Annotated in this window: 26 protein-coding genes and 1 pseudogene; 19 read left to right on the forward strand and 8 right to left on the reverse strand. The window is 72.1% G+C overall.

What is annotated here, in order from left to right:
- Positions 1 to 4: 4 nt before the first annotated feature.
- The gene (locus tag NGF19_RS11705) at positions 5 to 985 is read right to left on the reverse strand and encodes a hypothetical protein (RefSeq protein WP_252424644.1); all 981 of its coding nucleotides are present in this window, start codon (positions 983 to 985) and stop codon (positions 5 to 7) included.
- A gap of 193 nt (positions 986 to 1,178) precedes the next feature.
- Positions 1,179 to 1,310 carry a hypothetical protein gene (locus NGF19_RS30650; protein ID WP_289734661.1) on the reverse strand — a complete coding sequence of 44 codons (132 nt, stop codon included), beginning with the start codon at positions 1,308 to 1,310 and terminating at the stop codon, positions 1,179 to 1,181.
- Between the two features lie 70 nt (positions 1,311 to 1,380).
- Here NGF19_RS30650 and NGF19_RS11710 point away from each other — a divergent pair, with 70 nt between their 5' ends.
- The 8 genes and pseudogenes from NGF19_RS11710 to NGF19_RS11745 all read left to right on the forward strand — a co-directional run bounded on the left by NGF19_RS11710 (position 1,381) and on the right by NGF19_RS11745 (position 7,629).
- Complete coding sequence (locus NGF19_RS11710; RefSeq protein WP_252424645.1) at positions 1,381 to 1,593, forward strand: DUF4287 domain-containing protein; 213 nt, start codon at positions 1,381 to 1,383, stop codon at positions 1,591 to 1,593.
- A 41-nt stretch (positions 1,594 to 1,634) separates the two neighbouring features.
- Positions 1,635 to 2,006 (forward strand): holo-ACP synthase, encoded by a 372-nt coding sequence (locus NGF19_RS11715; RefSeq protein WP_252424646.1) that lies wholly within the window; start codon positions 1,635 to 1,637, stop codon positions 2,004 to 2,006.
- A 43-nt stretch (positions 2,007 to 2,049) separates the two neighbouring features.
- Complete coding sequence (locus tag NGF19_RS11720) at positions 2,050 to 3,483, forward strand: NAD(P)H-hydrate dehydratase (protein ID WP_252424647.1); 1,434 nt, start codon at positions 2,050 to 2,052, stop codon at positions 3,481 to 3,483.
- Positions 3,484 to 3,676: 193 nt separating this feature from the next.
- Positions 3,677 to 4,066: pseudogene (locus tag NGF19_RS11725) on the forward strand (L,D-transpeptidase); the annotation flags it as partial.
- Between the two features lie 58 nt (positions 4,067 to 4,124).
- The gene (gene alr / locus NGF19_RS11730; protein WP_252424648.1) at positions 4,125 to 5,288 is read left to right on the forward strand and encodes an alanine racemase; all 1,164 of its coding nucleotides are present in this window, start codon (positions 4,125 to 4,127) and stop codon (positions 5,286 to 5,288) included.
- Positions 5,289 to 5,412: 124 nt separating this feature from the next.
- A complete protein-coding gene (locus NGF19_RS11735; RefSeq protein WP_252424649.1) occupies positions 5,413 to 6,630 on the forward strand; it encodes an alpha/beta fold hydrolase in 1,218 nt (405 codons plus the stop codon).
- A 91-nt stretch (positions 6,631 to 6,721) separates the two neighbouring features.
- The gene (gene tsaE, locus NGF19_RS11740) at positions 6,722 to 7,246 is read left to right on the forward strand and encodes a tRNA (adenosine(37)-N6)-threonylcarbamoyltransferase complex ATPase subunit type 1 TsaE (protein WP_252424650.1); all 525 of its coding nucleotides are present in this window, start codon (positions 6,722 to 6,724) and stop codon (positions 7,244 to 7,246) included.
- Between the two features lie 188 nt (positions 7,247 to 7,434).
- Positions 7,435 to 7,629, forward strand: a complete 195-nt coding sequence (locus NGF19_RS11745; protein WP_252424651.1) for a hypothetical protein — start codon at positions 7,435 to 7,437, stop codon at positions 7,627 to 7,629.
- Positions 7,630 to 7,641: 12 nt separating this feature from the next.
- Here the strand turns inward: NGF19_RS11745 and NGF19_RS11750 are convergent, their stop codons facing one another.
- Positions 7,642 to 8,196, reverse strand: coding sequence for a hypothetical protein (locus NGF19_RS11750; RefSeq protein ID WP_252424652.1), 555 nt, complete (start codon positions 8,194 to 8,196; stop codon positions 7,642 to 7,644).
- Positions 8,197 to 8,377: 181 nt separating this feature from the next.
- Between NGF19_RS11750 and tsaB the strand changes: the two genes are divergently transcribed.
- From tsaB to NGF19_RS11770, 4 genes are read left to right on the forward strand one after another with little or no spacing between them, the layout of a single operon-like run.
- Positions 8,378 to 9,031: a tRNA (adenosine(37)-N6)-threonylcarbamoyltransferase complex dimerization subunit type 1 TsaB gene (tsaB, locus tag NGF19_RS11755; protein WP_252424653.1), complete on the forward strand. Its 654-nt coding sequence runs from the start codon at positions 8,378 to 8,380 to the stop codon at positions 9,029 to 9,031.
- Positions 9,028 to 9,558, forward strand: coding sequence for a ribosomal protein S18-alanine N-acetyltransferase (gene rimI, locus NGF19_RS11760; protein WP_252424655.1), 531 nt, complete (start codon positions 9,028 to 9,030; stop codon positions 9,556 to 9,558). Before tsaB ends, rimI begins: the two co-directional genes overlap by 4 nt.
- Positions 9,551 to 10,669 (forward strand): tRNA (adenosine(37)-N6)-threonylcarbamoyltransferase complex transferase subunit TsaD, encoded by a 1,119-nt coding sequence (gene tsaD / locus NGF19_RS11765; protein ID WP_252424657.1) that lies wholly within the window; start codon positions 9,551 to 9,553, stop codon positions 10,667 to 10,669. Before rimI ends, tsaD begins: the two co-directional genes overlap by 8 nt.
- Positions 10,666 to 10,923: a hypothetical protein gene (locus NGF19_RS11770; RefSeq protein WP_252424659.1), complete on the forward strand. Its 258-nt coding sequence runs from the start codon at positions 10,666 to 10,668 to the stop codon at positions 10,921 to 10,923. Before tsaD ends, NGF19_RS11770 begins: the two co-directional genes overlap by 4 nt.
- Before the next feature lie 36 nt (positions 10,924 to 10,959).
- Here the strand turns inward: NGF19_RS11770 and NGF19_RS11775 are convergent, their stop codons facing one another.
- Positions 10,960 to 12,156, reverse strand: a complete 1,197-nt coding sequence (locus NGF19_RS11775; protein ID WP_252424661.1) for a class I SAM-dependent methyltransferase — start codon at positions 12,154 to 12,156, stop codon at positions 10,960 to 10,962.
- Positions 12,157 to 12,246: 90 nt separating this feature from the next.
- Here NGF19_RS11775 and NGF19_RS11780 point away from each other — a divergent pair, with 90 nt between their 5' ends.
- From NGF19_RS11780 to groL, 4 genes are all read left to right on the forward strand, one after another.
- On the forward strand, positions 12,247 to 13,173 hold the full coding sequence (locus tag NGF19_RS11780; RefSeq protein WP_252424663.1) for a polysaccharide deacetylase family protein: 927 nt from the start codon (positions 12,247 to 12,249) through the stop codon (positions 13,171 to 13,173).
- Positions 13,174 to 13,187: 14 nt separating this feature from the next.
- A complete protein-coding gene (locus NGF19_RS11785; protein WP_252424736.1) occupies positions 13,188 to 14,009 on the forward strand; it encodes a polysaccharide deacetylase family protein in 822 nt (273 codons plus the stop codon).
- 210 nt (positions 14,010 to 14,219) lie between these two features.
- Complete coding sequence (gene groES, locus NGF19_RS11790) at positions 14,220 to 14,528, forward strand: co-chaperone GroES (RefSeq protein ID WP_252424665.1); 309 nt, start codon at positions 14,220 to 14,222, stop codon at positions 14,526 to 14,528.
- 149 nt (positions 14,529 to 14,677) lie between these two features.
- A complete protein-coding gene (gene groL, locus NGF19_RS11795; RefSeq protein WP_252424667.1) occupies positions 14,678 to 16,303 on the forward strand; it encodes a chaperonin GroEL in 1,626 nt (541 codons plus the stop codon).
- Positions 16,304 to 16,405: 102 nt separating this feature from the next.
- Here groL and NGF19_RS11800 read toward each other — a convergent pair whose 3' ends face one another.
- The 3 genes from NGF19_RS11800 to NGF19_RS11810 form a co-directional block, all read right to left on the reverse strand.
- Positions 16,406 to 17,113, reverse strand: a complete 708-nt coding sequence (locus NGF19_RS11800) for an ester cyclase (protein ID WP_252424669.1) — start codon at positions 17,111 to 17,113, stop codon at positions 16,406 to 16,408.
- Positions 17,114 to 17,217: 104 nt separating this feature from the next.
- The gene (locus NGF19_RS11805) at positions 17,218 to 17,991 is read right to left on the reverse strand and encodes an SDR family NAD(P)-dependent oxidoreductase (protein ID WP_252424671.1); all 774 of its coding nucleotides are present in this window, start codon (positions 17,989 to 17,991) and stop codon (positions 17,218 to 17,220) included.
- A 77-nt stretch (positions 17,992 to 18,068) separates the two neighbouring features.
- Positions 18,069 to 18,755: an MOSC domain-containing protein gene (locus NGF19_RS11810; RefSeq protein ID WP_252424673.1), complete on the reverse strand. Its 687-nt coding sequence runs from the start codon at positions 18,753 to 18,755 to the stop codon at positions 18,069 to 18,071.
- 128 nt (positions 18,756 to 18,883) lie between these two features.
- Here NGF19_RS11810 and NGF19_RS11815 point away from each other — a divergent pair, with 128 nt between their 5' ends.
- Positions 18,884 to 19,780, forward strand: coding sequence for a LysR family transcriptional regulator (locus tag NGF19_RS11815; RefSeq protein ID WP_252424675.1), 897 nt, complete (start codon positions 18,884 to 18,886; stop codon positions 19,778 to 19,780).
- Positions 19,781 to 19,898: 118 nt separating this feature from the next.
- Here the strand turns inward: NGF19_RS11815 and NGF19_RS11820 are convergent, their stop codons facing one another.
- Positions 19,899 to 20,231, reverse strand: a complete 333-nt coding sequence (locus tag NGF19_RS11820) for a WhiB family transcriptional regulator (RefSeq protein ID WP_252424677.1) — start codon at positions 20,229 to 20,231, stop codon at positions 19,899 to 19,901.
- A 382-nt stretch (positions 20,232 to 20,613) separates the two neighbouring features.
- Between NGF19_RS11820 and NGF19_RS11825 the strand changes: the two genes are divergently transcribed.
- A complete protein-coding gene (locus NGF19_RS11825; protein WP_003948568.1) occupies positions 20,614 to 21,225 on the forward strand; it encodes a response regulator transcription factor in 612 nt (203 codons plus the stop codon).
- A 310-nt stretch (positions 21,226 to 21,535) separates the two neighbouring features.
- Positions 21,536 to 22,111: a sigma-70 family RNA polymerase sigma factor gene (locus NGF19_RS11830; RefSeq protein ID WP_030571403.1), complete on the forward strand. Its 576-nt coding sequence runs from the start codon at positions 21,536 to 21,538 to the stop codon at positions 22,109 to 22,111.
- The last annotated feature ends 9 nt before the right edge of the window (positions 22,112 to 22,120 follow it).

Raw genomic sequence — 22,120 nt, forward strand, 5'->3', positions numbered from 1 at the left:
CCTCTCAGAGCGTCGCCAGCGCGGCCTTGCGGAACTTCATGAACCGGCTCTGCCAGTTGCCCAGGTACTGCCACGAGGACTCGGAGGCCATCGAGCCCAGGGCGGCGAAGTGCCGGGCGGCGTCCTCGAGATGGCCGCCGAGCGAGAAGGCGAGGGCGAAGGTGCTGTGGCCGGTGATCCAGTGCCAGTCCTGGCGGTAGGCCGAGTGCAGCACGGAGACCAGGGCGGCGTGGCGCAGGTCGTCACGGACGGGTACGCCGTGCATGTACGCCGTCGCCTCGCTGTCCTCCAGCTCCAGCCAGTGCTCGATATGGGCCTCGGCGACCAGGATCCCGGCGTGCGAGCCGTCCGGCGCGGAGGCCGCGCACTCCTGGGCGAAGCCGTGCGCGGCCTCCCAGGAACCGCCCCACTTGGGGCACACCTGCTGGAGCAACTGCGTCTGCGCGCTGAAGTGGTGGGGGTGATGGGCGGACAGCCGGTCGTAGCGGCGCCGGGCCTCGGACTGCCCCAGTTGCAGACCGCGGGCGAGGGTGATGCGGGACGTCCAGGCGGGGGCGTACGCGGGCTGCTCCGCGCAGACCTCGATCAGCAACTGCTCGGCCTTGCGCAGCCAGGAGTGGAACCGGTCGAACTGGTCCCGCGAGACGTGCTCGGCACGGGCACCACTGCGGATCTCCCAGCCGATGCGGATGTACCGCTCGGCCAGCAGCGTGCGCGCCAGCGGGTCGCCGGGCAGGGCCGCCACGGCCTTCTCCAGGTAGGTCTCGGTCCCGGCGATGCCGCCGAACGCGCCGACGGCGACGGAGGTCTTGTCGACGGAGTCGAGCCCGGCGAAGAAGTCCTGGGTGGCCGCCCAGTCACCGGCCCGGGCCGCGGTGCGCAGCGGGGCGAGTCCGGGATGCGCGTCGAACGGGTCGGTCACCAGCGCCGAGGCCCGCTCGGCTCTGCCCCCGTCGCCCTCTCCGCCGCCGCTGCTCCTGCTCATGGCTCCGCCCCCTTGGCGTATCGAATGTGTGCCGACCGCAGCACGCGCCGACTGACCCCCAGGGCGCGCGATGTGATCCACAGGTGCACGAACGGGCGCGAATGTGAACCGCCGGTGTGCACGGTGTGATCGAGTCTGCGCAGGTTAGCAGGGGTGTCCGACATGAGGTGACCGGATTTCAGGTGGCTGGATTTCAGGTGACGGTGAGAGGGCACTCGACGAACTCACCGAACTCACCGAACCGGCCGAACTCACCGCCGTCCGAGCCGACCTCCGAGGCGACCTCCGAGCCCGACCGATGAATTCCCGTCCCAACTCCGGTCATTGCTACGTACGTTGTATACAGGCCGCACCGACGACCGTACGAACGCAGCCGCCAGGAAGGACCACCCGTCATGACCGCACCCGCCAACGGCCCCGCCAGCTACTTCCCCTCCATCGAGAAGAAGTACGGCCGCCCGATCGCCGAGTGGACGGACCTCATCCGCTCCTCGCCGCTGACCAAGCACATGGAACTGGTCAACTGGCTCAAGTCCGAGCACGGCCTGGGCCACGGCCACGCCAACGCCCTGGTGGCGCACACCCTCGCGGAGAACAGCGGCAAGTAGGGCAACCGGGCGAGGCGCCGGGCGGATCGTAGAGTGCCCGGATGAGCATCATCGGAGTCGGTATCGACGTGGCCGAGATCGATCGGTTCCGGGCCGCGCTGGAGCGTACCCCGGGGCTGGTCGAACGGCTCTTCGTGGAGCGGGAGTTGTCGCTTCCCAGTGGGGAGCGGCGGGGGCTCGCCTCCTTGGCGGCGCGGTTCGCGGCCAAGGAAGCGTTGGCCAAGGCCCTGGGTGCGCCCAGTGGGCTGCACTGGACGGACGCCGAGGTGTACGTCGAGGACAGCGGGCAGCCGCGGCTGCGTGTGACGGGCACGGTCGCGGCCCGTGCCGCCGAACTCGGCGTGCGGTCCTGGCATGTGTCCCTCAGTCATGACGCGGGTGTCGCGTCCGCGGTGGTCGTCGCCGAGGGGTAGCGCCTCCGCCGTGCGGCGACAGCGGTGCGGGAGACTCGGCGGTATGCGTACTGCGTACAGCGTGGAGACGGTGAGGGCGGCCGAGCGGGCGCTCATGGCACGGCTACCGGAAGGCGCGCTGATGCAGCGCGCAGCCGCCGGACTGGCCGCGACCTGCGCCCAGGTGCTGGGCCGGGTGTACGGCAGCCGGGTGGTGCTGCTGGTCGGCAGCGGGGACAACGGCGGCGACGCCCTGTACGCGGGGGCGCGGCTCGCCCGGCGCGGGGCCGGCGTCACCGCGCTGCCGCTCACGCCCGACCGCGCGCACCGGGGCGGGCTCGCGGCCCTGCGGCGCGCCGGTGGCACGGTCGCGGACCCCGCGGTGGCCGCCGAGGAGACGATCCGGCGGGCCGACCTGGTCATGGACGGGATCGTCGGCATCGGTGGCAAGGGCGGCCTGCGGGCGGACGCCGCACGGCTCGCCGCGCTCGCCGCGCGCTCACGTGCGGCCGTCGTCGCCGTGGACCTGCCGAGCGGGGTGGAGGCCGACAGCGGGGAGGTACGAGGGGCGGCCGTACGGGCGGACCTCACCGTGACCTTCGGTACGCACAAGCCGGCGCTGCTCGTCGATCCGGCACGCGAGTACGCCGGCACCGTACGCCTCGTCGACATCGGGCTCGACCTGCCCGAGGAGGCCGAACTGGAGGCGCTGCAGCACGCGGACGTGGCGGCGCTGCTGCCGCTGCCGGGCCCGGAGAGCGACAAGTACCGGCGCGGGGTGGTCGGGATCGCCGCCGGGTCGGCCCGCTACCCCGGCGCGGCCGTGCTCGCGGTGTCGGGCGCGCTGCGGGGCGGGGCCGGGGCCGTGCGGTACGTGGGGCCCGCCGCGAGCGCGGTGATCGCCCGCTTCCCGGAGACCCTCGTGTCCGACAAGGGTCCCGCGAAGGCCGGGCGGGTGCAGGCATGGGTCGTCGGGCCCGGCGCCGGGGACGAGGCGCGGTCCGTGGCGGAGGTGCTGAAGGCCGAGGTCCCCGTGCTCATCGACGCGGACGGGCTGCGACTGGCCGACCGGGGCGCCGTACGCCGTCGCTCGGCCCCCACCCTGCTGACCCCGCACGCCGGGGAGGCCGCCGCCCTGCTCGGTATCTCGCGCGAGGAGGTCGAGGGCGCCCGGCTCACGGCGGTACGGGAACTGGCGGCGCGCTACGACGCGACCGTGCTGCTCAAGGGCTCGACCACGCTGGTGGCGGACCCCGGGGGCGGGCCGGTGCGGGTGAACGCGACGGGCACGCCGTGGCTGGCGACCGCGGGCAGCGGCGATGTGCTCTCGGGGCTCTCCGGCTCGCTGCTCGCGGCCGGCCTCTCGCCCCGGGACGCCGGGAGCACGGCGGCGTATCTGCACGGCCTCGCGGGCCGCTACGCGGCGGACGGCGCGCCCGCGGGGGCGCACGACGTGGCAGATGCGCTCCCGGAGGCCTGGCGGGACGTACGCGACTGAACGACCGCCCGCCGGGGCCGCGCGCACGTGTGGCGCCTGCGTACGGGTGACCCGCGAGCGCGGCGGCTCCGTCGCACCGTCGCGCTCGCGCTTGTCTGATCACATGATCAGTACACGCATGGCCGGTCGCGGTGCCACGGTCCTCCTCACCGTCGCCACCGCCCTCTCCTCGGCCACCACAGTCGCCGCCGCCCCCGACGCCCCGAGGAAGTGCCCCGTACGCGCGTACCGCGTCGCCTGCGTCGACCTCACGCGCCAGCTCACCTGGGTGCAGAAGGGGGAGAACGTGGTCTACGGCCCCGTCCCGGTCCGCACCGGCGGCCCGGGGTACCGGACCCGTACCGGCTGGCACAAGATCTTCTGGAAGCACCGGAACCACTGGTCGACGCTCTACGACACCCCCATGCCGTACAGCCAGTTCTTCAGCGGCGGCCAGGCCTTCCACGCCGTGGACGACGACATCACGAGCGGGGAGGGCTCCTACGGATGTGTGAACATGCGCCCCGCCGACGCCCGCGCGCTGTGGGGGTTCCTGAAGGAGGGCGACCGCGTGTACGTATGGGGGCGCAAGCCCGGCACCTGAGACCCGAGCGGTACCGGTGCCGGATCACCATCGACCGCTTTTGAGACACTGGGGCGCCATGACAAGTTCAAAGACAGCACCCTTCCGTGCCCGCGCCGAGATCGACCTGGCGGCCCTTCGAGCGAACGTACGAGCCCTGCGTGCCCGCACGCCGGGCGCGGCCCTGATGGCCGTGGTCAAGGCGGACGCGTACGGACATGGCGCGGTGCCGTGCGCCCGCGCCGCCCTCGAAGCCGGTGCGCGGTGGCTCGGTACGGCCACGCCCGAGGAGGCCCTCGCCCTGCGCGAGGCGGGCCTCCCGGGGCGTCTCATGTGCTGGCTCTGGACGCCCGGCGGCCCCTGGCGGCAGGCGATCGAGGCCGATGTCGACGTGTCCGTGAGCGGCCTGTGGGCCCTCGCGGAGGTGCGCGAGGCGGCAGCCGCCGTGGGCGCGCCCGCCCGCGTCCACCTCAAGGCCGACACCGGTCTCGGACGGGGCGGATGCCAGCCCGACGACTGGCCCGAACTCGTCGCCGAGGCCCTGCGCGCCCAGGCGGACGGCCTGCTCACCGTGGTGGGCCTGTGGTCGCACTTCGCCTGCGCCGACGAGCCCGGCCACCCCTCGATCCAGGCCCAGCTCACCCGCTTCCGCGAGATGGTGGCGTACGCCGAGGCGCAGGGCGTGCAGCCCGAGGTGCGCCACATCGCCAACTCGCCCGCCGCGCTCACCCTGCCCGAGGCCCACTTCGACCTCGTCCGTACGGGCATCGCGATGTACGGCATCTCGCCGAGCCCCGACCTCGGCACCCCGGCCGACCTCGGGCTGCGCCCGGTGATGGCGCTCAAGGCCTCGCTCGCCCTGGTGAAGCAGGTCCCCGGCGGCCACGGCATCAGCTACGGGCACCTCTACACCACCCCCGGCACCACCACCCTCGGCCTGGTCCCCGTCGGCTACGGCGACGGCATCCCGCGCCATGCCTCCGGGGCGGGCCCGGTCCTGGTCGACGGCAAGCCGCGTACGGTCGCGGGCCGGATCGCCATGGACCAGTTCGTGGTGGACCTGGGCGGCGACGAGCCGGCGCCGGGCGCGGAGGCCGTCCTCTTCGGCTCCGGCGACCACGGCGAGCCCACCGCCGAGGACTGGGCGCAGGCGGCCGGGACGATTGCATACGAAATCGTGACCCGGATCGGCACCCGCATCCCGCGCGTCTACGTGAAGGTGGATACCGAACACGAGGGCTGACCCGTCCGGGTGAATCCGGCAGGGGCCTGTTCCGAGGTGTCCGTCGTCCGCGCGACGACGGACACCTCGGAACAGGCCCCGGGTCATGAGCAGAACGAGCGGAGCTCTCGGGGAGGAGCGGGACGTGAGCGAGAGCAGCGCCGGGGCCGTGGAGGCCGTCGCGGGCGAGGCCGCCTCCGCCGCCGGGAACTGGCGCGTCGCCGGTCTCGCGGGCGCGGCGCTGGGCATGGTCGCGGCGGGAGCCGCCGCGGGTGTGGCCATGGAACGGCTGACGGTCGGCCGCAGCATGCGCCGCAAGGCCCGGCTCGTCCTCGACTCGGCGGGCCCCTACGGCGGGCTGCGCGGCACCCCCGGCAAGGCGTACGCGGACGACGGGACCGAGCTGTACTACGAGGTGGACGACGTCGAGCCGGAAGGCGGCTCGGCACCGCGCCGCCGCCGGCTCTTCGGCCGCAAGGCCCCGGCCCCGGTCACCGTCGTCTTCAGCCACGGCTACTGCCTCAACCAGGACTCCTGGCACTTCCAGCGGGCCGCGTTGCGCGGTGTCGTACGGACGGTGCACTGGGACCAGCGCAGCCATGGTCGCTCCGGGCGCGGCAAGGCGCAGGCCGACGGCACGCCCGTCTCCATCGACCAGCTCGGACGCGATCTCAAGGCCGTGATCGACGCGGCCGTGCCCGAAGGGCCGATCGTGCTCGCCGGACACTCCATGGGCGGCATGACGGTCATGGCACTGGCGGACCAGTTCCCCGAGCTGATCCGCGAGCGGGTCGTCGGCGTCGCCCTCGTCGGGACGTCCTCCGGGCGGCTCGGCGAGGTCAACTTCGGGCTGCCCATGGCGGGCGTCAACGCGATACGGCGCATCCTGCCCGGCGTGCTGAAGGCGCTGGGGCAGCAGGTCGCGCTCGTGGAGAGGGGGCGCCGGGCCACCGCCGACCTGTTCGCGGGGCTCATCAAGTGGTACTCGTTCGCGTCACGGGACGTCGATCCGGCCATCGCCCGGTTCGCCGAGCGGATGATCGAGGGCACCCCGATCGATGTCGTCGCCGAGTTCTACCCGGCGTTCGACGACCACGACAAGACCGCGGCGCTCGCCCACTTCGCCGATCTCCCGGTCCTCGTCCTGGCCGGTGTCCAGGACCTGGTCACGCCGAGCGAGCACAGCGAGGCGATCGCCGATCTGCTGCCCGACGCCGAGCTGGTGCTCGTGCCCGACGGGGGGCACCTCGTCATGCTGGAACACCCCGAGGCCGTGACCGACCGCCTCGCCGATCTGCTCGCCCGTACGGGAGCGGTGCCCGCCCCGGCTACCGTTGATGGCTGTGGCTCCGCCTTCTCCTGAGGTGAGGTGGCGTCCCGTCTCCGGCCGCGGTCCGGCCCGGACCGATCCCCTGGCGGGGGCGTAACAAGCGCACGACTCCGAGTGAGTGACGATGGAAGAACTCGCAACACCGCACACCCCGGCACCCGACGGCGTCACCGTCCGGCTCACCATCACCTCCCCCGAACAGATGCGGGAGCTGGGGCGCCGGCTCGCCGAGCTGCTGCGCGCCGGCGACCTCGTGATGCTCAACGGCGAGCTGGGCGCGGGCAAGACCACCCTGACCCGCGGGCTCGGCGAAGGGCTCGGGGTGCGGGGCGCGGTCACCTCCCCGACCTTCGTGATCGCCCGGGTGCACCCGTCCCTCGATGACGGCCCGCCGTTGGTCCATGTGGACGCCTACCGGCTGGGCGGCGGCCTCGACGAGATGGAGGACCTCGATCTCGATGTCTCGCTGCCGGAGTCCGTGGTCGTCGTGGAGTGGGGCGAGGGCAAGGTCGAGGAGCTGACGGACGACCGGCTCCACGTGGTCATCCACCGCGCGGTCGGCGACACCACGGACGAAGTGCGCCTTGTCACCTTCACGGGCATCGGACGCCGCTGGGCGAACGTCGACCTGGGCGTGCTGTCGGCCTGAGCCGGGCCTGAGGTGCCGCGATCGGCGGGCTTTCGGACGTACCGCCGGGGCGTGCGCTCGTCCGCCGAACGTTCCGACAAGGTGTCGGCATGATGTTGCATCGCGGGTGCCGGGCGTGGTCACATGGATGTCAGTCCGTGGTCAGGTCTACCTAACCGCGCCGGCCCTCGTGTCTCCAGGAGGCGTCCATGCCGGCTTCAGAACGAGACGAGACGCGACCGCGCGTGGCGGCCGGAGCCGCCGGGGTGTCGATGCGGGACCTGCTGGCGTCGTGCGCCGCGGCGAAGCTGGTCTCGACCCCGCCGCGGGACCCCGAGCCCGAGACTCCCCGAGCCACGTCCCCGGCCGCGCCGGCCACCGAGGAGCACCGCAGAGCCGCGTAGGGCGCAGTCGCGTCAGGGGACGACGACGACCTTCTCCCCGTCCTTCGTGAACTCCCACAGCGCGGTGCCGTCCGCCCGGGACTCGCGGATCCCGCCCAGCTTCTTCGAGGCGTCGGGCGCGCTCGTCGACCCGTCGATCGCCGCGCTGAAGCCGATCACCGCGGGCTGCAGCGTGAACACCACGATGTGCTCCACCTGGACACCGTCCGAACCGGTCCCGGAAGGGCGCTTGGACGTCACCTGGTACGTGCCCGGCGCCGGATCCACCGTCCCCGGCGTGACCTCGAACGTGCGCCGGACCTTGCCGTCCGCGCCCACCAGCCACACCCGGTCGTCCCCCAGCGCGTACACCACCCGCTCGCCGGTGCCGGAGTCGCCGGGCAGCGCCGCCGGAACGTTCTTCTTGTCCTCGGGCGCCTTCGGCACGGTGGGCTTCGGTGACGTCTTCACCCGCGGCTTGCCCAGGGAGTCGGGCACGCTGGCCGACGCCTGGTAGGCGAGGAATCCGACCGCGGCGATGGCCGCCGCGGTGAGCCCGGCCACGAATCCCGAGCTGCCCCTAGCCACCCTGTGCCCCACCTCTCGGCCCCGCGCGGACGGCCTCGCGCCGCACGCGGACGTACTCGTAGCTGTATGCGTCTCGTACGACGTACTGATTCCGCCGTACACCTTCGGTGTGACGTTAGCAGCAGGGGTGGACCGTGCCGGGGCGGCCGTGTGGCGGGCGCGAGCGCCGTAGGCTGTTTGCGTGCTCTTGCTCGCTCTGGATACCGCCACCCCCGCCGTCACCGTCGCGCTGCACGACGGCACGTCCGTCGTCGCCTCCTCGAGTCAGGTGGACGCGCGCCGGCACGGGGAACTCCTGCTGCCCGCCGTCGACCGGGTCCTCGCCGAGGCGGGCACCCGGCTCGACGCCGTCACGGCCGTCGCCGTGGGCGTGGGCCCCGGCCCCTACACGGGGCTGCGCGTCGGCCTGATGACCGCCGACGCCTTCGGGCTCGCCCTCGGTGTGCCCGTGCACGGCCTGTGCACCCTCGACGCCCTCGCGTACGCCTCCGGACTGGACGAGCCCTTCGTCGTGGCCACGGACGCGCGCCGCAAGGAGGTCTACTGGGCGCGGTACGACAACGCCCGCACCCGGGTCACCGAGCCCGCGGTGGACCGGCCCGCCGAGATCGCCGAGACGGTCGCGGGCCTGCCCGCCGTCGGTGCCGGGGCGCTGCTCTACCCGGACACGTTCGCACGGGCGCGGGGACCCGAGCATGTCTCGGCGGCGGCGCTCGCGTCCCTCGCGGCGGAGAGGCTCGGGGCGGGCGAGGAGCTGCCCGCGCCCCGGCCGCTGTATCTGCGCCGCCCGGACGCGCAGGTGCCCAAGAACTACAAGGTGGTCACGCCCAAGTGACCGCGCCCGTGACGCCCGTACTGCGCGAGATGCGCTGGTGGGACATCGACCCCGTACTGGACCTGGAGAAGGACCTCTTCCCCGAGGACGCCTGGTCGCGGGGCATGTTCTGGTCCGAGCTGGCGCACGCCCGGGGCCCGGAGGCGACGCGGCGGTATGTCCTGGCCGTCGAGGAGGACCGGGTCGTCGGCTACGCGGGCCTGGCCGTCCAGGGCGACCTGGGCGACATCCAGACCATCGCCGTCGCCCGCGACCACTGGGGCACCGGCCTCGGCCGACGGCTGCTGACCGAGCTGCTCCAGGCCGCGACGGCGTTCGAGTGCGCCGAGGTGATGCTCGAGGTCCGGGTCGACAACGTGCGCGCGCAGAAGCTGTACGAGCGCTTCGGCTTCGAGCCCATCGGCTTCAGACGCGGCTACTACCAGCCGGGGAACGTCGACGCCCTGGTGATGCGCCTGACCACAGCATCCGACGGCGGTTCCGGCACGGAACCGACATCAGTACAAGGAACCGAGAGCAATGGCTGACGAACCCCTGGTCCTGGGGATCGAGACCTCCTGTGACGAGACCGGTGTCGGCGTCGTCCGCGGCACGACCCTCCTCGCGGACGCCGTCGCGTCCAGCGTCGACGAGCACGCGCGCTTCGGCGGTGTGGTCCCCGAGGTCGCCTCCCGCGCGCACCTCGAGGCCATGGTGCCGACCATCGACCGGGCGCTGAAGGAAGCCGGGGTGAGCGCGAAGGACCTCGACGGCATCGCGGTCACCGCCGGGCCCGGTCTCGCCGGCGCCCTGCTGGTCGGCGTCTCGGCGGCGAAGGCGTACGCGTACGCGCTGGGCAAGCCGCTGTACGGCGTCAACCACCTCGCCTCCCACATCTGCGTGGACCAGTTGGAGCACGGCGCGCTGCCGGAGCCCACGATGGCGCTGCTGGTGAGCGGCGGGCACTCCTCGCTGCTGCTGTCCACCGACATCACCTCCGACGTCCGGCCGATGGGAGCGACCATCGACGACGCGGCGGGCGAGGCCTTCGACAAGGTCGCGCGCGTGCTGAACCTCGGCTTCCCGGGCGGCCCGGTCATCGACCGGTACGCGAAGGAGGGCGACCCGCGGGCCATCGCGTTCCCGCGCGGTCTGACCGGGCCGCGCGACGCGGCGTACGACTTCTCCTTCTCCGGTCTGAAGACGGCCGTGGCCCGCTGGATCGAGGCCAAGCGGGCGGCGGGGGAGGAGGTGCCGGTGCGTGATGTGGCGGCCTCCTTCCAGGAGGCGGTGGTGGACGTGCTGACCCGCAAGGCCGTACGGGCCTGCCGCGACGAGGGCGTCGACCATCTGATGATCGGCGGCGGTGTCGCGGCCAACTCCCGGCTGCGCGCGCTCGCCCAGGAGCGCTGCGAGGCGGCCGGTATCCGGCTGCGGGTGCCGCGGCCGAAGCTGTGCACGGACAACGGCGCGATGGTCGCGGCGCTGGGCGCCGAGATGGTGGCCCGCAACCGGGCCGCCTCCGACTGGGACCTGTCCGCGGACTCCTCGCTGCCGGTGACGGACCCACACGTCCCCGGGAACGGGCACACGCACGCGCACTCCCACGACGCGCATGACCATGTGCACGAGATCAGCAAGGAGAACCTGTACTCGTGACGGTCGCGCTGATGTGGGAGGCACGGGCGGTGGCCGGCCGCGGCGAGGAGCTGCTGGCCTGGGCGCGGGCCCAGGAGCTGCCGTCGCCGCCGCTGCGCCGCGAGACCTTCCGCGCCCCCCAGGACCGGGTGCTCGTCATCACCTGGTGGGACGCGGACCTCACCGCCGATCTCCCCGAACTCCCCGACCCCGCAGGGGAGTTGGTGACCCGGGCGGTGCACCGGTGGCGCTTCGAGTCGGTGTCCGAGGACTGACCGGGGGCTGAGCGAGGGCCGAGCGGGGCCCGGCTCTCAGGCGTGGGCAGGGTGGCCCAGCAGCATCGTCGGCGCCCCCGCCACCCGCGTCAGGAACACGGTCAGCGCGTTCCTGCCCTGCGGCTTGGGCAGGACCTTGCGGCGCAGCTCCTCCGGCTCGACCGCCGAGCCGCGCTTCTTCACGGTCAGGACCCCCACCTCCCGCTCCCGCAGCAGGGCCTTCAACTTCTTGACGTTGAAGGGGAGTCGGTCGGTGATCTCGTAGGCGGTGGCGTACGGGCAGGGGCGCAGCTCGTCCGCCGTCACGTACGCGATCGTCGCGTCGAGGAGACCGCCGTCCAGCTCGTCGGCCACCTCCGCCACCAGATGCGCGCGGATCGCGGCGCCGTCGGGCTCGTAGAGATAGCGGCCGAGCGGGCGCACCGGGGGGTCCGGCAGGCCACGGCCGCGCAGCTCCCGCGGGCCGGGCAGCAGCGTCGCGCGGACGAGCCTCGGCTCCGTGCCGAACCACAGCACGGCCTCCTTCACATCCCCGCCGTCCGAGATCCACTCGGCCTCCGCCTCGGGCGGCACCGCCTCGTGCGGGATGCCGGGGGCGACCTTCAGGGCCGCGTGCGGGGCCTTCAGGGCCGTGGCCACGGCCCAGGACAGCGGGGGCGAGTAGGCCTCCGGGTCGAAGATCCGCCCGCCGGCCGAACGGCCGGACCGGCCGCCCCGCCGCGCCGGGTCGACGAAGACGGCGTCGTACGAGGACACGTCGACGTCCGTGACATCGGCCTCGCGCACCTCGATCAGCGCGGACAGGCCGAGCGCCTCGGCGTTCGCCCGCGCCGCAGCCGCCGTCAGCGGGTCGCGGTCCACGGCGAGGACCCTGATCCCGGTCCGGGCGAGCGCGATGGCGTCACCGCCGATGCCGCAGCACAGATCGGCGACGCTGGACACGCCGAGGGCGCGCAGCCGCCGGGCGCGATAGGTCGCGACCGTGGTCCGGGTGGACTGCTCGACGCCGTTCGGGGTGAAGAACATCCGCGCCGCGTCCTCGGCCCCGAACTTCGCCGCCGCCCGCTCGCGCAGCCGCGCCTGGGCGAGGGCCGCCGAGACCAGTTCGGCGGGGTGGTCGCGGCGCAGCCGGGTGGCGACGGCCAGTTCCTGTGCCGGAGCGGTGCCGCGCACCTCGTCGAGGAGGGCACGGCCCTCGGGGGTGCGCAGGGATGCGAAGGAGACGTCGTTCACCAGGCCATTGTCGGCCAGTCGGTGGATGGCGTGTGCCCGGTCGCGGTGTCGGACCCCGGGGGCCGGGGGCGGCTGGAAGGATCCGGCACCATGCGGCTCGTACGACAAGATGACGAAGGGCGTGCGAAGCATGTCCCGCGGGTCGGTGCGCTGACCGTGGCGTGCGCGGCCCTCGCCCTCCTGGCGCTCGCCGCCCTCGCCGCCGCGTGTTCCGGCGGCGGTGTGCCGGGAACGCTCGGCTCGCAGTCGCTGAAGGCGCCGCAGGGGCGCGCCCTCGACGGATACCCCGACAAGCCGCCCTCGTACGCCCAGCGCGCGGCAGCCGCCACCCGCTGGGGACTGGCGAAGGTGCCGCTGGTCGCGGCGCCCCCGGCGAAGAAGCCGGCGATCACCTTCCGCAAGGGCTTCGGGGTCCCGGGCGGCGCCGGACTGCCCCCGGTGTTCACGAGCGTCCCCACCAAGGACAAGGTCGTCTTCCTCACCATCGACGACGGCACGGACAAGGACCCGGCGTTCCTGCGGATGATGAGCGAACTGCACGTCCCGTACACCGCGTTCCTCAGCGACACCGTCGTCGACGACGACTACGACTACTTCCGCGGGATGCGCGACCTCGGCGTCACGCTGGACAACCGCACCCTGCACGACCCCTATCTGCCCGGGATGTCCTACGAGGAACAGAAGAACGAGATCTGCGGCATGCAGGACGTGATGAAGGAGCAGTTCGGCAGGCGCCCGACGGCCTTCCGGCCGCCGCAGGGCGCCTATGACAAGGAGACGCTGCGTGCCGCGCGGGACTGCGGCATCGCGTATGTGCCGCTCTGGAACGAGGAGATCTACCCCGACCACTGGGAGTACCGCGAGTGGGACCGCAGGCTGCACCCCGGCGACATCGTCCTGACCCACTTCAAGGGACCGTCGGACTGGGACGTCACGATGTCCGACCTGGTCCGCCGGTTCCTGAAGAAGGTCACCGACGACGGGTACGCGTTGGGGCGCCTGGAGGACTACCTGTGAGGGCGCGGCGGCCGATGCGCGCGCTCCTCGGCGGGGCGCTCGTCCTGATGCTCCTGTCCGGCTGCGCCCCCTCCGTCGACCCGATCGAACGGCTGGGCAAGAAGGCCGCGCAGAAGGTCCGCCCCTCGCACGGGCCGCACGAGGAGAGGTACCGGAACTGGGGCCTTGCCGCCCCGGTAACGCGCGCTCCCCGGCCGGTCCGCTCCCCGGGCCACGGCGCGGGTCCGGCGGGACCGGGCCTGCCGCCCGCCCTCGACCATGTGCCCACCCACGACAAGGTCGTCTTCCTGACCTACGGCGCGGACGCGGAGCAGGACCCCCGGTTCATCGACATGGTCCGCGAACTGCGGCTGCCGGTCAGCGTGTTCCTCGCGGACAGCTCCGTCGGACCCGGGTACGCGCGCGCCGCACGGCTGCGGGCGGCCGGCGCGAGCATCGAGAACCTCACCCTGCACCACGCCGAGCTGCGCGGGCTCTCCTACCGGGCGCAGCGCGCCGAGATCTGCGGCCAGCAGGAGCGGCTGAGGGTGCGGCTGGGCGGCCTGCACCCCCGGCTGCTGCGCCCGCCGTACGGCACCTACGACCGCACCACGTTCGAGGCGGCGGCGGACTGCGGCATCACGTCGCTGATCCTGTGGCGCCGCACGCCGGGCCGCGGCCCCGACGCGTACGAGAGGGACGCGCCCCTGCACCCCGGCGACATCCTCCGGCCCCATGTCCAGCCCCACGAGGAGGAGAGCCGCCCGCCCGCCTCCCTGACGACGGAGACGGCACGCCTGCTGCGCCGCATCCAGGAGAGCGGGTTCACGGTGGGGCGACTGGAGGACTATCTGTAGCCCGGCCGGGCCCCGCGCGACGCCGCACCGCGCACAATTGGCACTCCGCTTGACCGAGTGCTAATCGCGGTCATAGTCTCGGCTCTGGCACTCACCACCGGAGAGTGCCAACACAGCGACGGGCAGGTCCGGCACCCGCGACGACGGATCGACCTGGTCGCCACCTCAGACAGTTAACCCCGTGAGATCTCCGAAGGGGGAGGTCGGATCGTGACGACCGCCAGCTCCAAGGTTGCCATCAAGCCGCTCGAGGACCGCATCGTGGTCCAGCCGCTCGACGCCGAGCAGACCACCGCCTCTGGCCTGGTCATCCCGGACACCGCGAAGGAGAAGCCCCAGGAGGGCGTCGTCCTCGCGGTGGGCCCGGGCCGCGTCGAGGACGGCAAGCGCGTCGAGCTCGACGTCAAGGTCGGCGACGTCGTGCTCTACAGCAAGTACGGCGGCACCGAGGTGAAGTACAACAACGAGGAGTACCTCGTTCTCTCGGCTCGCGACGTGCTCGCGATCGTCGAGAAGTAATTCACCGAAGCAGACTGCTTTGAGCTGCGCCCCTGGCCCCCGCGACCGTTGACAGGCCGGGCGTCGGGGGCGCGGTTCGCTTTTCACCGCGATGGGCGGCTGTTCCGGGAGGGCTGCCGCGGATCGCAACGAGAGGACTGAAACGCTCCATGGCGAAGATCCTGAAGTTCGACGAGGACGCCCGTCGCGCCCTCGAGCGCGGCGTCAACAAGCTTGCCGACACGGTCAAGGTGACGATCGGCCCGAAGGGCCGCAACGTCGTCATCGACAAGAAGTTCGGTGCTCCCACCATCACCAACGACGGTGTCACCATCGCCCGCGAGGTCGAGATCGAGGACCCGTACGAGAACCTCGGCGCCCAGCTCGTGAAGGAGGTGGCGACCAAGACCAACGACATCGCGGGTGACGGTACGACCACCGCCACCGTGCTCGCCCAGGCCCTGGTGCGCGAGGGTCTGAGGAACGTCGCCGCGGGTGCCTCCCCGGCCGCCCTGAAGAAGGGCATCGACGCCGCCGTCAAGGCCGTCTCCGACGATCTGCTGGCCACCGCCCGCCCGATCGACGAGAAGTCCGACATCGCCGCCGTCGCCGCGCTGTCCGCCCAGGACCAGCAGGTCGGCGAGCTGATCGCCGAGGCGATGGACAAGGTCGGCAAGGACGGTGTCATCACCGTCGAGGAGTCCAACACCTTCGGTCTGGAGCTGGACTTCACCGAGGGCATGGCCTTCGACAAGGGCTACCTGTCCCCGTACTTCGTGACCGACCAGGAGCGTATGGAGGCCGTCCTCGACGACCCGTACATCCTGATCAACCAGGGCAAGATCTCCTCCATCCAGGACCTGCTGCCGCTGCTGGAGAAGGTCATCCAGGCGGGTGCCTCCAAGCCGCTGCTGATCATCGCCGAGGACGTCGAGGGCGAGGCGCTCTCCACGCTCGTCGTCAACAAGATCCGCGGCACGTTCAACGCCGTCGCCGTCAAGGCCCCCGGCTTCGGCGACCGCCGCAAGGCGATGCTCCAGGACATGGCGGTCCTCACCGGCGCCACGGTCATCTCCGAGGAGGTCGGCCTCAAGCTCGACCAGGTCGGCCTGGACGTGCTCGGCACCGCCCGCCGCGTGACGGTCACCAAGGACGACACCACCATCGTCGACGGTGGCGGCAAGTCCGAGGACGTCGTCGGCCGCGTGGCCCAGATCAAGGCCGAGATCGAGACCACCGACTCCGACTGGGACCGCGAGAAGCTCCAGGAGCGCCTCGCGAAGCTGGCCGGCGGCGTGTGCGTGATCAAGGTCGGCGCCGCCACCGAGGTGGAGCTGAAGGAGAAGAAGCACCGTCTGGAGGACGCCATCTCCGCGACCCGCGCCGCGGTCGAGGAGGGCATCGTCTCCGGTGGTGGCTCCGCGCTGGTCCACGCCTCCAAGGTGCTGGCGGACGGCCTCGGCAAGCAGGGCGACGAGGCCACGGGTGTCGCCATCGTGCGCCGCGCGGTCGTCGAGCCGCTGCGCTGGATCGCCGAGAACGCCGGCCTCGAGGGCTACGTCATCGCCTCCAAGGTCGCCGAGATGGACAAGGGCAACGGCTACAACGCCGCCACCGGTGAGTACGGCGACCTGGTCAAGGCCGGCGTCATCGACCCGGTGAAGGTGACCCGTTCCGCCCTGGAGAACGCCGCCTCCATCGCCTCCCTGCTGCTCACGACCGAGACCCTGGTCGTCGAGAAGAAGGAAGAGGAAGAGCCGGCCGCGGCCGGCCACGGCCACGGTCACGCCCACTGACCCAGGCCACAGGCGCCACTGAGGTCCGGCACCCCCACGGAGGGTGCCGGACCTTCGCGCTGTCCGGGCAGTCCGGGGCCGTCCGAGGCCGTCCGGGTCCGTTCAGGTCTCCAGGGCGTCGAGCGCGCCGAGCTGCTCCATCAGCCCGAGCTGGTCGTGCTGCCACCAGGTCTCGGCGATCTTCCCGTCCTCGCTGAACCGCAGCAGGGTCATCCCGCTCATGGTGACGTCGCGCCCGGTGGGCGTGATCCCGAGGAACTCGCCCTTGTGCCGGGCGTTCCACGTCCACAGGACGCAGACCCGGTCGCCCTGGGCGATCACGTCATCGAGGGTGAACGCCGCGTCGAAGGCGCCGCGCCATACGTCGTACTCGCGCCGGAGCGCGTCGAGACCGATCGTGTCCTGGGCGTTCACGGGATCATGGCTGTGGCAGTCCTCCGTGATCAGGTCGTTGAGCGGCGGCAGTTCGCCCTCGGTCGTCAGCGTCTCGAAGAACCGCCGGGCGTTCGCCGCGTACAACTGCTCGTCCCGGATCACGTCCAGCTCGGTGAACGTGGGCGTCCCGTCGCACAGGGCGACCATCTCGCGGAAGATCTTCTCGCTCTCGGGCAGGTGCGCGGTGCGCATCGCCTCCTCGTACGAGGGGAACTCCACGATCTCGATGAAGTGCGAGGCGTCGGCCCGGTCCTTGCCGATCACGCTGTGCGTCGCGGTCCGTCTGCCCCGGGTCTGCTCGACCCACGCCTCCATGATCCGGTTCATCTCGTCGAACCGACGGGTCCTGCAGTCGATGAGCCGCACATATGTCATGACGCCGCCTCCGGCCCCCCTGAGTCCGGCAGATACGGTCAATTTTCCCACCCGAGGGGCGCCGCCACCCGTCCTCCGACCCGGCGCCGAAGTCGGTGATCGCCCTAGCGCGGCCCGTACTTGCGCCCCGTCCGCGAGGTCACCCCGCCCAGCAGCCCGCGCGGCGTCACCTTCACCACGCCCATCAGCGCCTTGTACCGCGGGTCCGGAACGGACAGCGACTTGCCCCGCGCCAGATCCGCCAGCGCCGCGGCGACCAGCTTGTCCGCATCCAGCCACATCCAGTTCGGGATGTTGCTCGTGCCCATCCCGGCCCGCTCGTGGAACTCCGTACGGACGAAGCCGGGACACAGCACCATCAGCCGTACGCCCGAGTCGGCCAGGTCCCGCGCGGCGCCCTGCGTGAACTGCACGACCCACGCCTTGGACGCGCCGTAGGTGCCGCGCGGCACGAACGCCGCGACCGAGGCCACATTGACGACCCCGCCGCGCCCGCGCGAGCGCATCGCCTCCGCCGCCGCGGTCGTCAGCCGCAGCACGGCCTCGCAGTGCACCTTGAGCATGCGCAGCTCGTCGGCCATCGGGACGTCGAGATAGCGGCCCTTGTTGCCGAAGCCCGCGTTGTTGATGAGCAGATCGACCGGGTTCCTGAGGTCGGACAGCCGCGCGGCCACCGTCTCGATGCCCTCGTCCGTCGCGAGGTCCGCCGCCAGCACCTCCGCCTCGATGCCGTGCCGGTCGTGCAACTCCGTCGCCTGCTCCCGCAGCCGCTGGGCGTCGCGGGCCACCAGGACGAGATCATGGCCGTCGGCGGCGAGGCGTCGTGCGAACGCGGCGCCGATGCCCGCGGTCGCTCCCGTAATCAGAGCCGTTGTCATGGGCCAACGATAGTGACCCGGAGCGCACGAGTCCGCCCACCGGACAGGCCCGTTCACCCACTCTTCCGCCAACGCCCCTACGATGTCGGCCGGTTGTCCGCCGCGTATGTGCGCACGTACTCCCGGGCCGCCGCCAGGCTCTCCGGGTGCAGCGCCTCGCCCGCCGCCAACAGGCTTGGCAGCAGGTGCCGTTCCGTGGTCGACGCCCGGAACTGGAGGGCGACCGTCACCTCGTGGTCGGGCCGGTGCACGATCTCGACGGGGTCCCCGGCCCGGATCTCGCCCGGCTCGATCACCCGCAGATACGCGCCGGGCGCCCCCTGCCGCGTGAACCGCTTGACCCAGCCGCTCTCCCCGAGGTGCCCCTGGAAGGTACGGCACGGGATCCGCCCGGAGGTGACCTCGAGCAGCAGTTCGGCGCCGACGCGCCAGCGCTCGCCGATCAGCGCCCCTGACACGTCGATCCCCTGCGTGGTGAGGTTCTCGCCGAACGAGCCGCTCGGCAGGGGACGGCCCAGCTCACGCTCCCAGGCGTCCAACTCCTCGCGGGCGAACGCGTAGACCGCCTGGTCGTCGCCGCCGTGGTGCCGCAGATCGCACACGGCGTCCCCGGCCAGCCCGCTCGCACCCGTTCCCTTCGGGCCGGGCGCGGCCACCCGGACCGGCCCGTCCACCGGCCGCTTGTCGATACCGGTCACGCCTTCCGCCTGATCGGTGTACTCGACGGCCTCGGGGCGGCCCAGGTTCAGTGACAGAAGCTTCATGTCCGCACCGTAGGCGATATGCGGTCCCGCGGCGTAGGCGTAGGCGTAGGCGCAGGTGCAGGCGATATGCGATCAAAGCGTCGGCGCGATATTCGTCGCCGCACCCAAGAATCGCTTATGCTCAAAGCGTGATCGAGGCCCGACACCTCCGTGTGCTCCGCGCCGTGGCCGCCAGTGGCTCCTTCTCTGCGGCGGCGCGCGAACTGGGCTGCACCCAGCCCGCCGTCAGCCAGCAGATGAAGGCGCTGGAGACGTCCGTCGGCACGCCCCTGCTGATCCGCAGCGGCCGTGAGATGCGTCTGACGCAGGCCGGCGAGGCGCTCGTACGGCATGCGACAGGCATCCTCGCCGGGCTGACCGCCGCCGAGGAGGAGGTCGCCGCCATCGCGGGCCTCAGGGCCGGCCGGGTCCGCCTCGTCTCCTTCCCGAGCGGCAGCTCCACGCTCGTCCCCACCGCGCTCGCCGCGCTGCGCGCCGCGCATCCCGGCACCCGGGTCTCCCTCGAGGAGGCCGAGCCCCCCGAGTCCGTCGAGAAGCTGCGCGCCGGTGACTGCGATGTCGCGCTCGCCTTCCGCTACGAGGGAGCGGCGGGCGTCGAGGAGTGGGACGACCTGATCGTCCGCCCCCTGCTCTCCGACCGCCTCGTCGCCCTGGTCCCCGAGCGCCATCGGCTGGCGCGCGCGGAGTCCGTCGCCATCGGCGACCTCGCGAGGGAGTCGTGGATCGCGGGCTGTTCGCGCTGCCGGGGCCAGCTCGTCCAGGTGTGCGAGAGCGCGGGCTTCTCCCCGCGCATCGACTTCGCGACCGACGACTTCCCGGCGGTGGCCGGTCTGGTCGCGGCCGGTCTCGGGGTGGCCGTCCTGCCGCAGCTCGCGATCGAGTCCGTACGGCCGAGGGGCGCGCGTCCCATCGCGCTGGAGCCCGCGGTGCGGCGGGAGATCGTCGCGCTCACCCTGCCCGACCTGGCCCAGGTGCCGGCGGTGGCGGCGATGCTCGGGAAGCTGGCACGGGCGGCGGGACGCTGAGGCCGTCTGCCGTGCGGGCGCACCCGCCGGGCGGCGTGTTCGGGTAACCCTCTTGGGCTACACCTGGCCGCACAAGTATGGGCACGCCCGTGCGTGCCCGCGTCGCAGAAACGTTCTTTCAGTTGTTCGGGGCGGCCGTGCCCCCGTTGGTCGTCGATGCCGGTACCAGCCGGTTGCGTGCTCGACCCATCAGCTCTTCGCGCTCGTCCTCGGTCAGTCCGCCCCATACGCCGTACGGCTCCCGCACCGCCAGTGCGTGGGCCGCGCACTCCGCGCGTACGGGGCATCTCATACAGACCTCTTTGGCCGAGTTCTCGCGCGCGCTCCGCGCCGCGCCGCGCTCACCTTCCGGATGGAAGAAGAGCGAGCTGTCGACCCCACGGCAGGCCGCATGGAGCTGCCAGTCCCACAGATCCGCGTTCGGTCCGGGAAGGCGGGAGAAGTCTGCCATTGCATGTCCCCTTGTTGCCGTTCTGGGCGGATATGTGTGCTTCCGACCGTACAACGACGATCTTAGGAGATGAAAATATGACTCATTGCGAATCTAGCTCCAGACACCAGCTAATGGGAAGAAAAGCGGCTAAATGGGGCATAGGTTGTGATGAAAGTTCGGGGGTCCGCGCGCATGTCTGCACCGTGTTCGCGCCCTCACGTACAGTGCCGAAGATGGCTTGCTGCACCGTAACTCTTTCGAGTGACCATCGTTGGAGAGTGCGGAGGCGGTTGAAAGAACAAGCGCTCGGGCAGGCGTCCGAGGGCGTCGACCGCTCAGGTGACGATTCGTAACCAGCCTGGAGGCTCAAGGTGACGCGCATCAGCTTCGGAGGGCGGTCATGACATCCGTCCTCGTCTGCGACGACTCCCCGCTTGCCCGAGAGGCGCTCCGCCGTGCGGTCGCGACCGTGCCCGGCGTCGAGCGCGTGACGACGGCGGCCAACGGCGAGGAAGTCCTCCGCCGCTGGGGCGCCGACCGCTCGGACCTGATTCTGATGGACGTACGCATGCCCGGCCTGGGCGGCGTAGAGACCGTACGACGGCTGCTGTCCGCGGACCCGGGAGCGCGCATCATCATGCTCACCGTCGCCGAGGACCTGGACGGCGTGGCGCTCGCGGTAGCCGCGGGCGCCCGCGGCTATCTGCACAAGGACGCCTCGCGCGCGGAGCTGCGGGCGACGGTGACGCAGGCCCTCGCCGACCCGACCTGGCGGCTCGCGCCGCGGCGGCTGCGCTCCGCCGAGATGGGCGCCGCGCCGACGCTCACCGCGCGTGAGATCCAGGTTCTGGAGGGCATGAGCCACGGACGGTCCAACGCGGAGATCGGCCGGGAGCTGTTCCTCTCCGAGGACACCGTGAAGACGCATGCCCGGCGGCTGTTCAAGAAGCTCGGCGCCTCGGACCGCGCGCACGCGGTGGCGCTCGGCTTCCGGTGGGGCCTGGTCCGCTGAGTGGGCCCTCGCGGGGGTGTGCGGATCCCCGCCTGCCGCAGGGCGGGCGGGGCGCAGCGACCCCGGGCGGGTCCGGACGGCCCGCCTCGTACTCCCCTGAGGCCGCTCGGCAACGGGGCTCGCCGGGTGCCCGCTGCTCGTTTCGCCGCGCATGCCGCATCCTTGAGGTGTGGAGTTCCTCGGGGACGAGTCGGTCGAGCGGGAGGGGAGGGCGCAGGAGATGGGTTCCGGCGCACCTGCTCATAACGCTTCGGTGCACAACTACGGACGCGGTGTCACGGATCGGACGACGTCAAGGCACCATGGATCGATGCGCGACGACGAGACAACGGTGATCGGTGCGCTCGTCCACCGCGCCGTCGACGGCGACGAGCAGGCGACCCATGACCTGCTCGCCCGCGTACACCCCCTGGCCTTGCGCTACTGCCGCACGCGCCTGTCCCGGCTGCCCGGCGACGCCCGGCACTTCGTCGAGGACCTGGCCCAGGAGGTCTGTGTCGCGGTGCTCCTCGCGCTGCCGCGCTACAAGGACACCGGGCGCCCCTTCGAGGCGTTCGTCTTCGCGATCGCTGCGCACAAGGTCGCGGACCTCCAGCGCGCGGCGATGCGCCATCCCGGTTCGACGGCGGTCCCCTCGGACGAGATGCCGGAGCGCCCGGACGACTCGCTGGGCCCCGAGGAGCGGGCGCTGCTGAGCAGCGACGCCGAGTGGGCCAAGAAGCTCCTGGCCAACCTTCCCGAGAACCAGCGCGAGCTGCTGCTGCTCCGTATCGCGGTGGGCTTGACCGCGGAGGAAACGGGACAGATGTTGGGAATGTCACCGGGGGCGGTGCGCGTGGCGCAGCACAGGGCGCTGAGTCGGCTGAGGGCGCTGGCGGAGCAATAGCGAGCGCGC

The organism is Streptomyces macrolidinus (genome assembly GCF_023887685.1).
In the GTDB taxonomy this organism is placed as follows: Bacteria; Actinomycetota; Actinomycetes; order Streptomycetales; family Streptomycetaceae; genus Streptomyces; species Streptomyces macrolidinus.

Coding starts and splice junctions, on each gene's coding strand:
- NGF19_RS11805 (WP_252424671.1), bottom strand. CDS start 17,991: ATGACAACGGCTCTGATTACGGGAGCGACCGCGGGCATCGGCGCCGCG.
- groL (WP_252424667.1), top strand. CDS start 14,678: ATGGCGAAGATCCTGAAGTTCGACGAGGACGCCCGTCGCGCCCTCGAG.
- NGF19_RS11720 (WP_252424647.1), top strand. CDS start 2,050: ATGCGTACTGCGTACAGCGTGGAGACGGTGAGGGCGGCCGAGCGGGCG.
- NGF19_RS11745 (WP_252424651.1), top strand. CDS start 7,435: ATGCCGGCTTCAGAACGAGACGAGACGCGACCGCGCGTGGCGGCCGGA.
- NGF19_RS11710 (WP_252424645.1), top strand. CDS start 1,381: ATGACCGCACCCGCCAACGGCCCCGCCAGCTACTTCCCCTCCATCGAG.
- NGF19_RS11810 (WP_252424673.1), bottom strand. CDS start 18,755: ATGAAGCTTCTGTCACTGAACCTGGGCCGCCCCGAGGCCGTCGAGTAC.
- NGF19_RS11800 (WP_252424669.1), bottom strand. CDS start 17,113: ATGACATATGTGCGGCTCATCGACTGCAGGACCCGTCGGTTCGACGAG.
- NGF19_RS11780 (WP_252424663.1), top strand. CDS start 12,247: ATGCGGCTCGTACGACAAGATGACGAAGGGCGTGCGAAGCATGTCCCG.
- NGF19_RS11825 (WP_003948568.1), top strand. CDS start 20,614: ATGACATCCGTCCTCGTCTGCGACGACTCCCCGCTTGCCCGAGAGGCG.
- NGF19_RS11820 (WP_252424677.1), bottom strand. CDS start 20,231: ATGGCAGACTTCTCCCGCCTTCCCGGACCGAACGCGGATCTGTGGGAC.
- NGF19_RS11715 (WP_252424646.1), top strand. CDS start 1,635: ATGAGCATCATCGGAGTCGGTATCGACGTGGCCGAGATCGATCGGTTC.
- NGF19_RS11785 (WP_252424736.1), top strand. CDS start 13,188: ATGCGCGCGCTCCTCGGCGGGGCGCTCGTCCTGATGCTCCTGTCCGGC.
- tsaE (WP_252424650.1), top strand. CDS start 6,722: ATGGAAGAACTCGCAACACCGCACACCCCGGCACCCGACGGCGTCACC.
- NGF19_RS11705 (WP_252424644.1), bottom strand. CDS start 985: ATGAGCAGGAGCAGCGGCGGCGGAGAGGGCGACGGGGGCAGAGCCGAG.
- NGF19_RS11830 (WP_030571403.1), top strand. CDS start 21,536: ATGCGCGACGACGAGACAACGGTGATCGGTGCGCTCGTCCACCGCGCC.
- alr (WP_252424648.1), top strand. CDS start 4,125: ATGACAAGTTCAAAGACAGCACCCTTCCGTGCCCGCGCCGAGATCGAC.
- NGF19_RS30650 (WP_289734661.1), bottom strand. CDS start 1,310: ATGACCGGAGTTGGGACGGGAATTCATCGGTCGGGCTCGGAGGTCGCC.
- tsaD (WP_252424657.1), top strand. CDS start 9,551: ATGGCTGACGAACCCCTGGTCCTGGGGATCGAGACCTCCTGTGACGAG.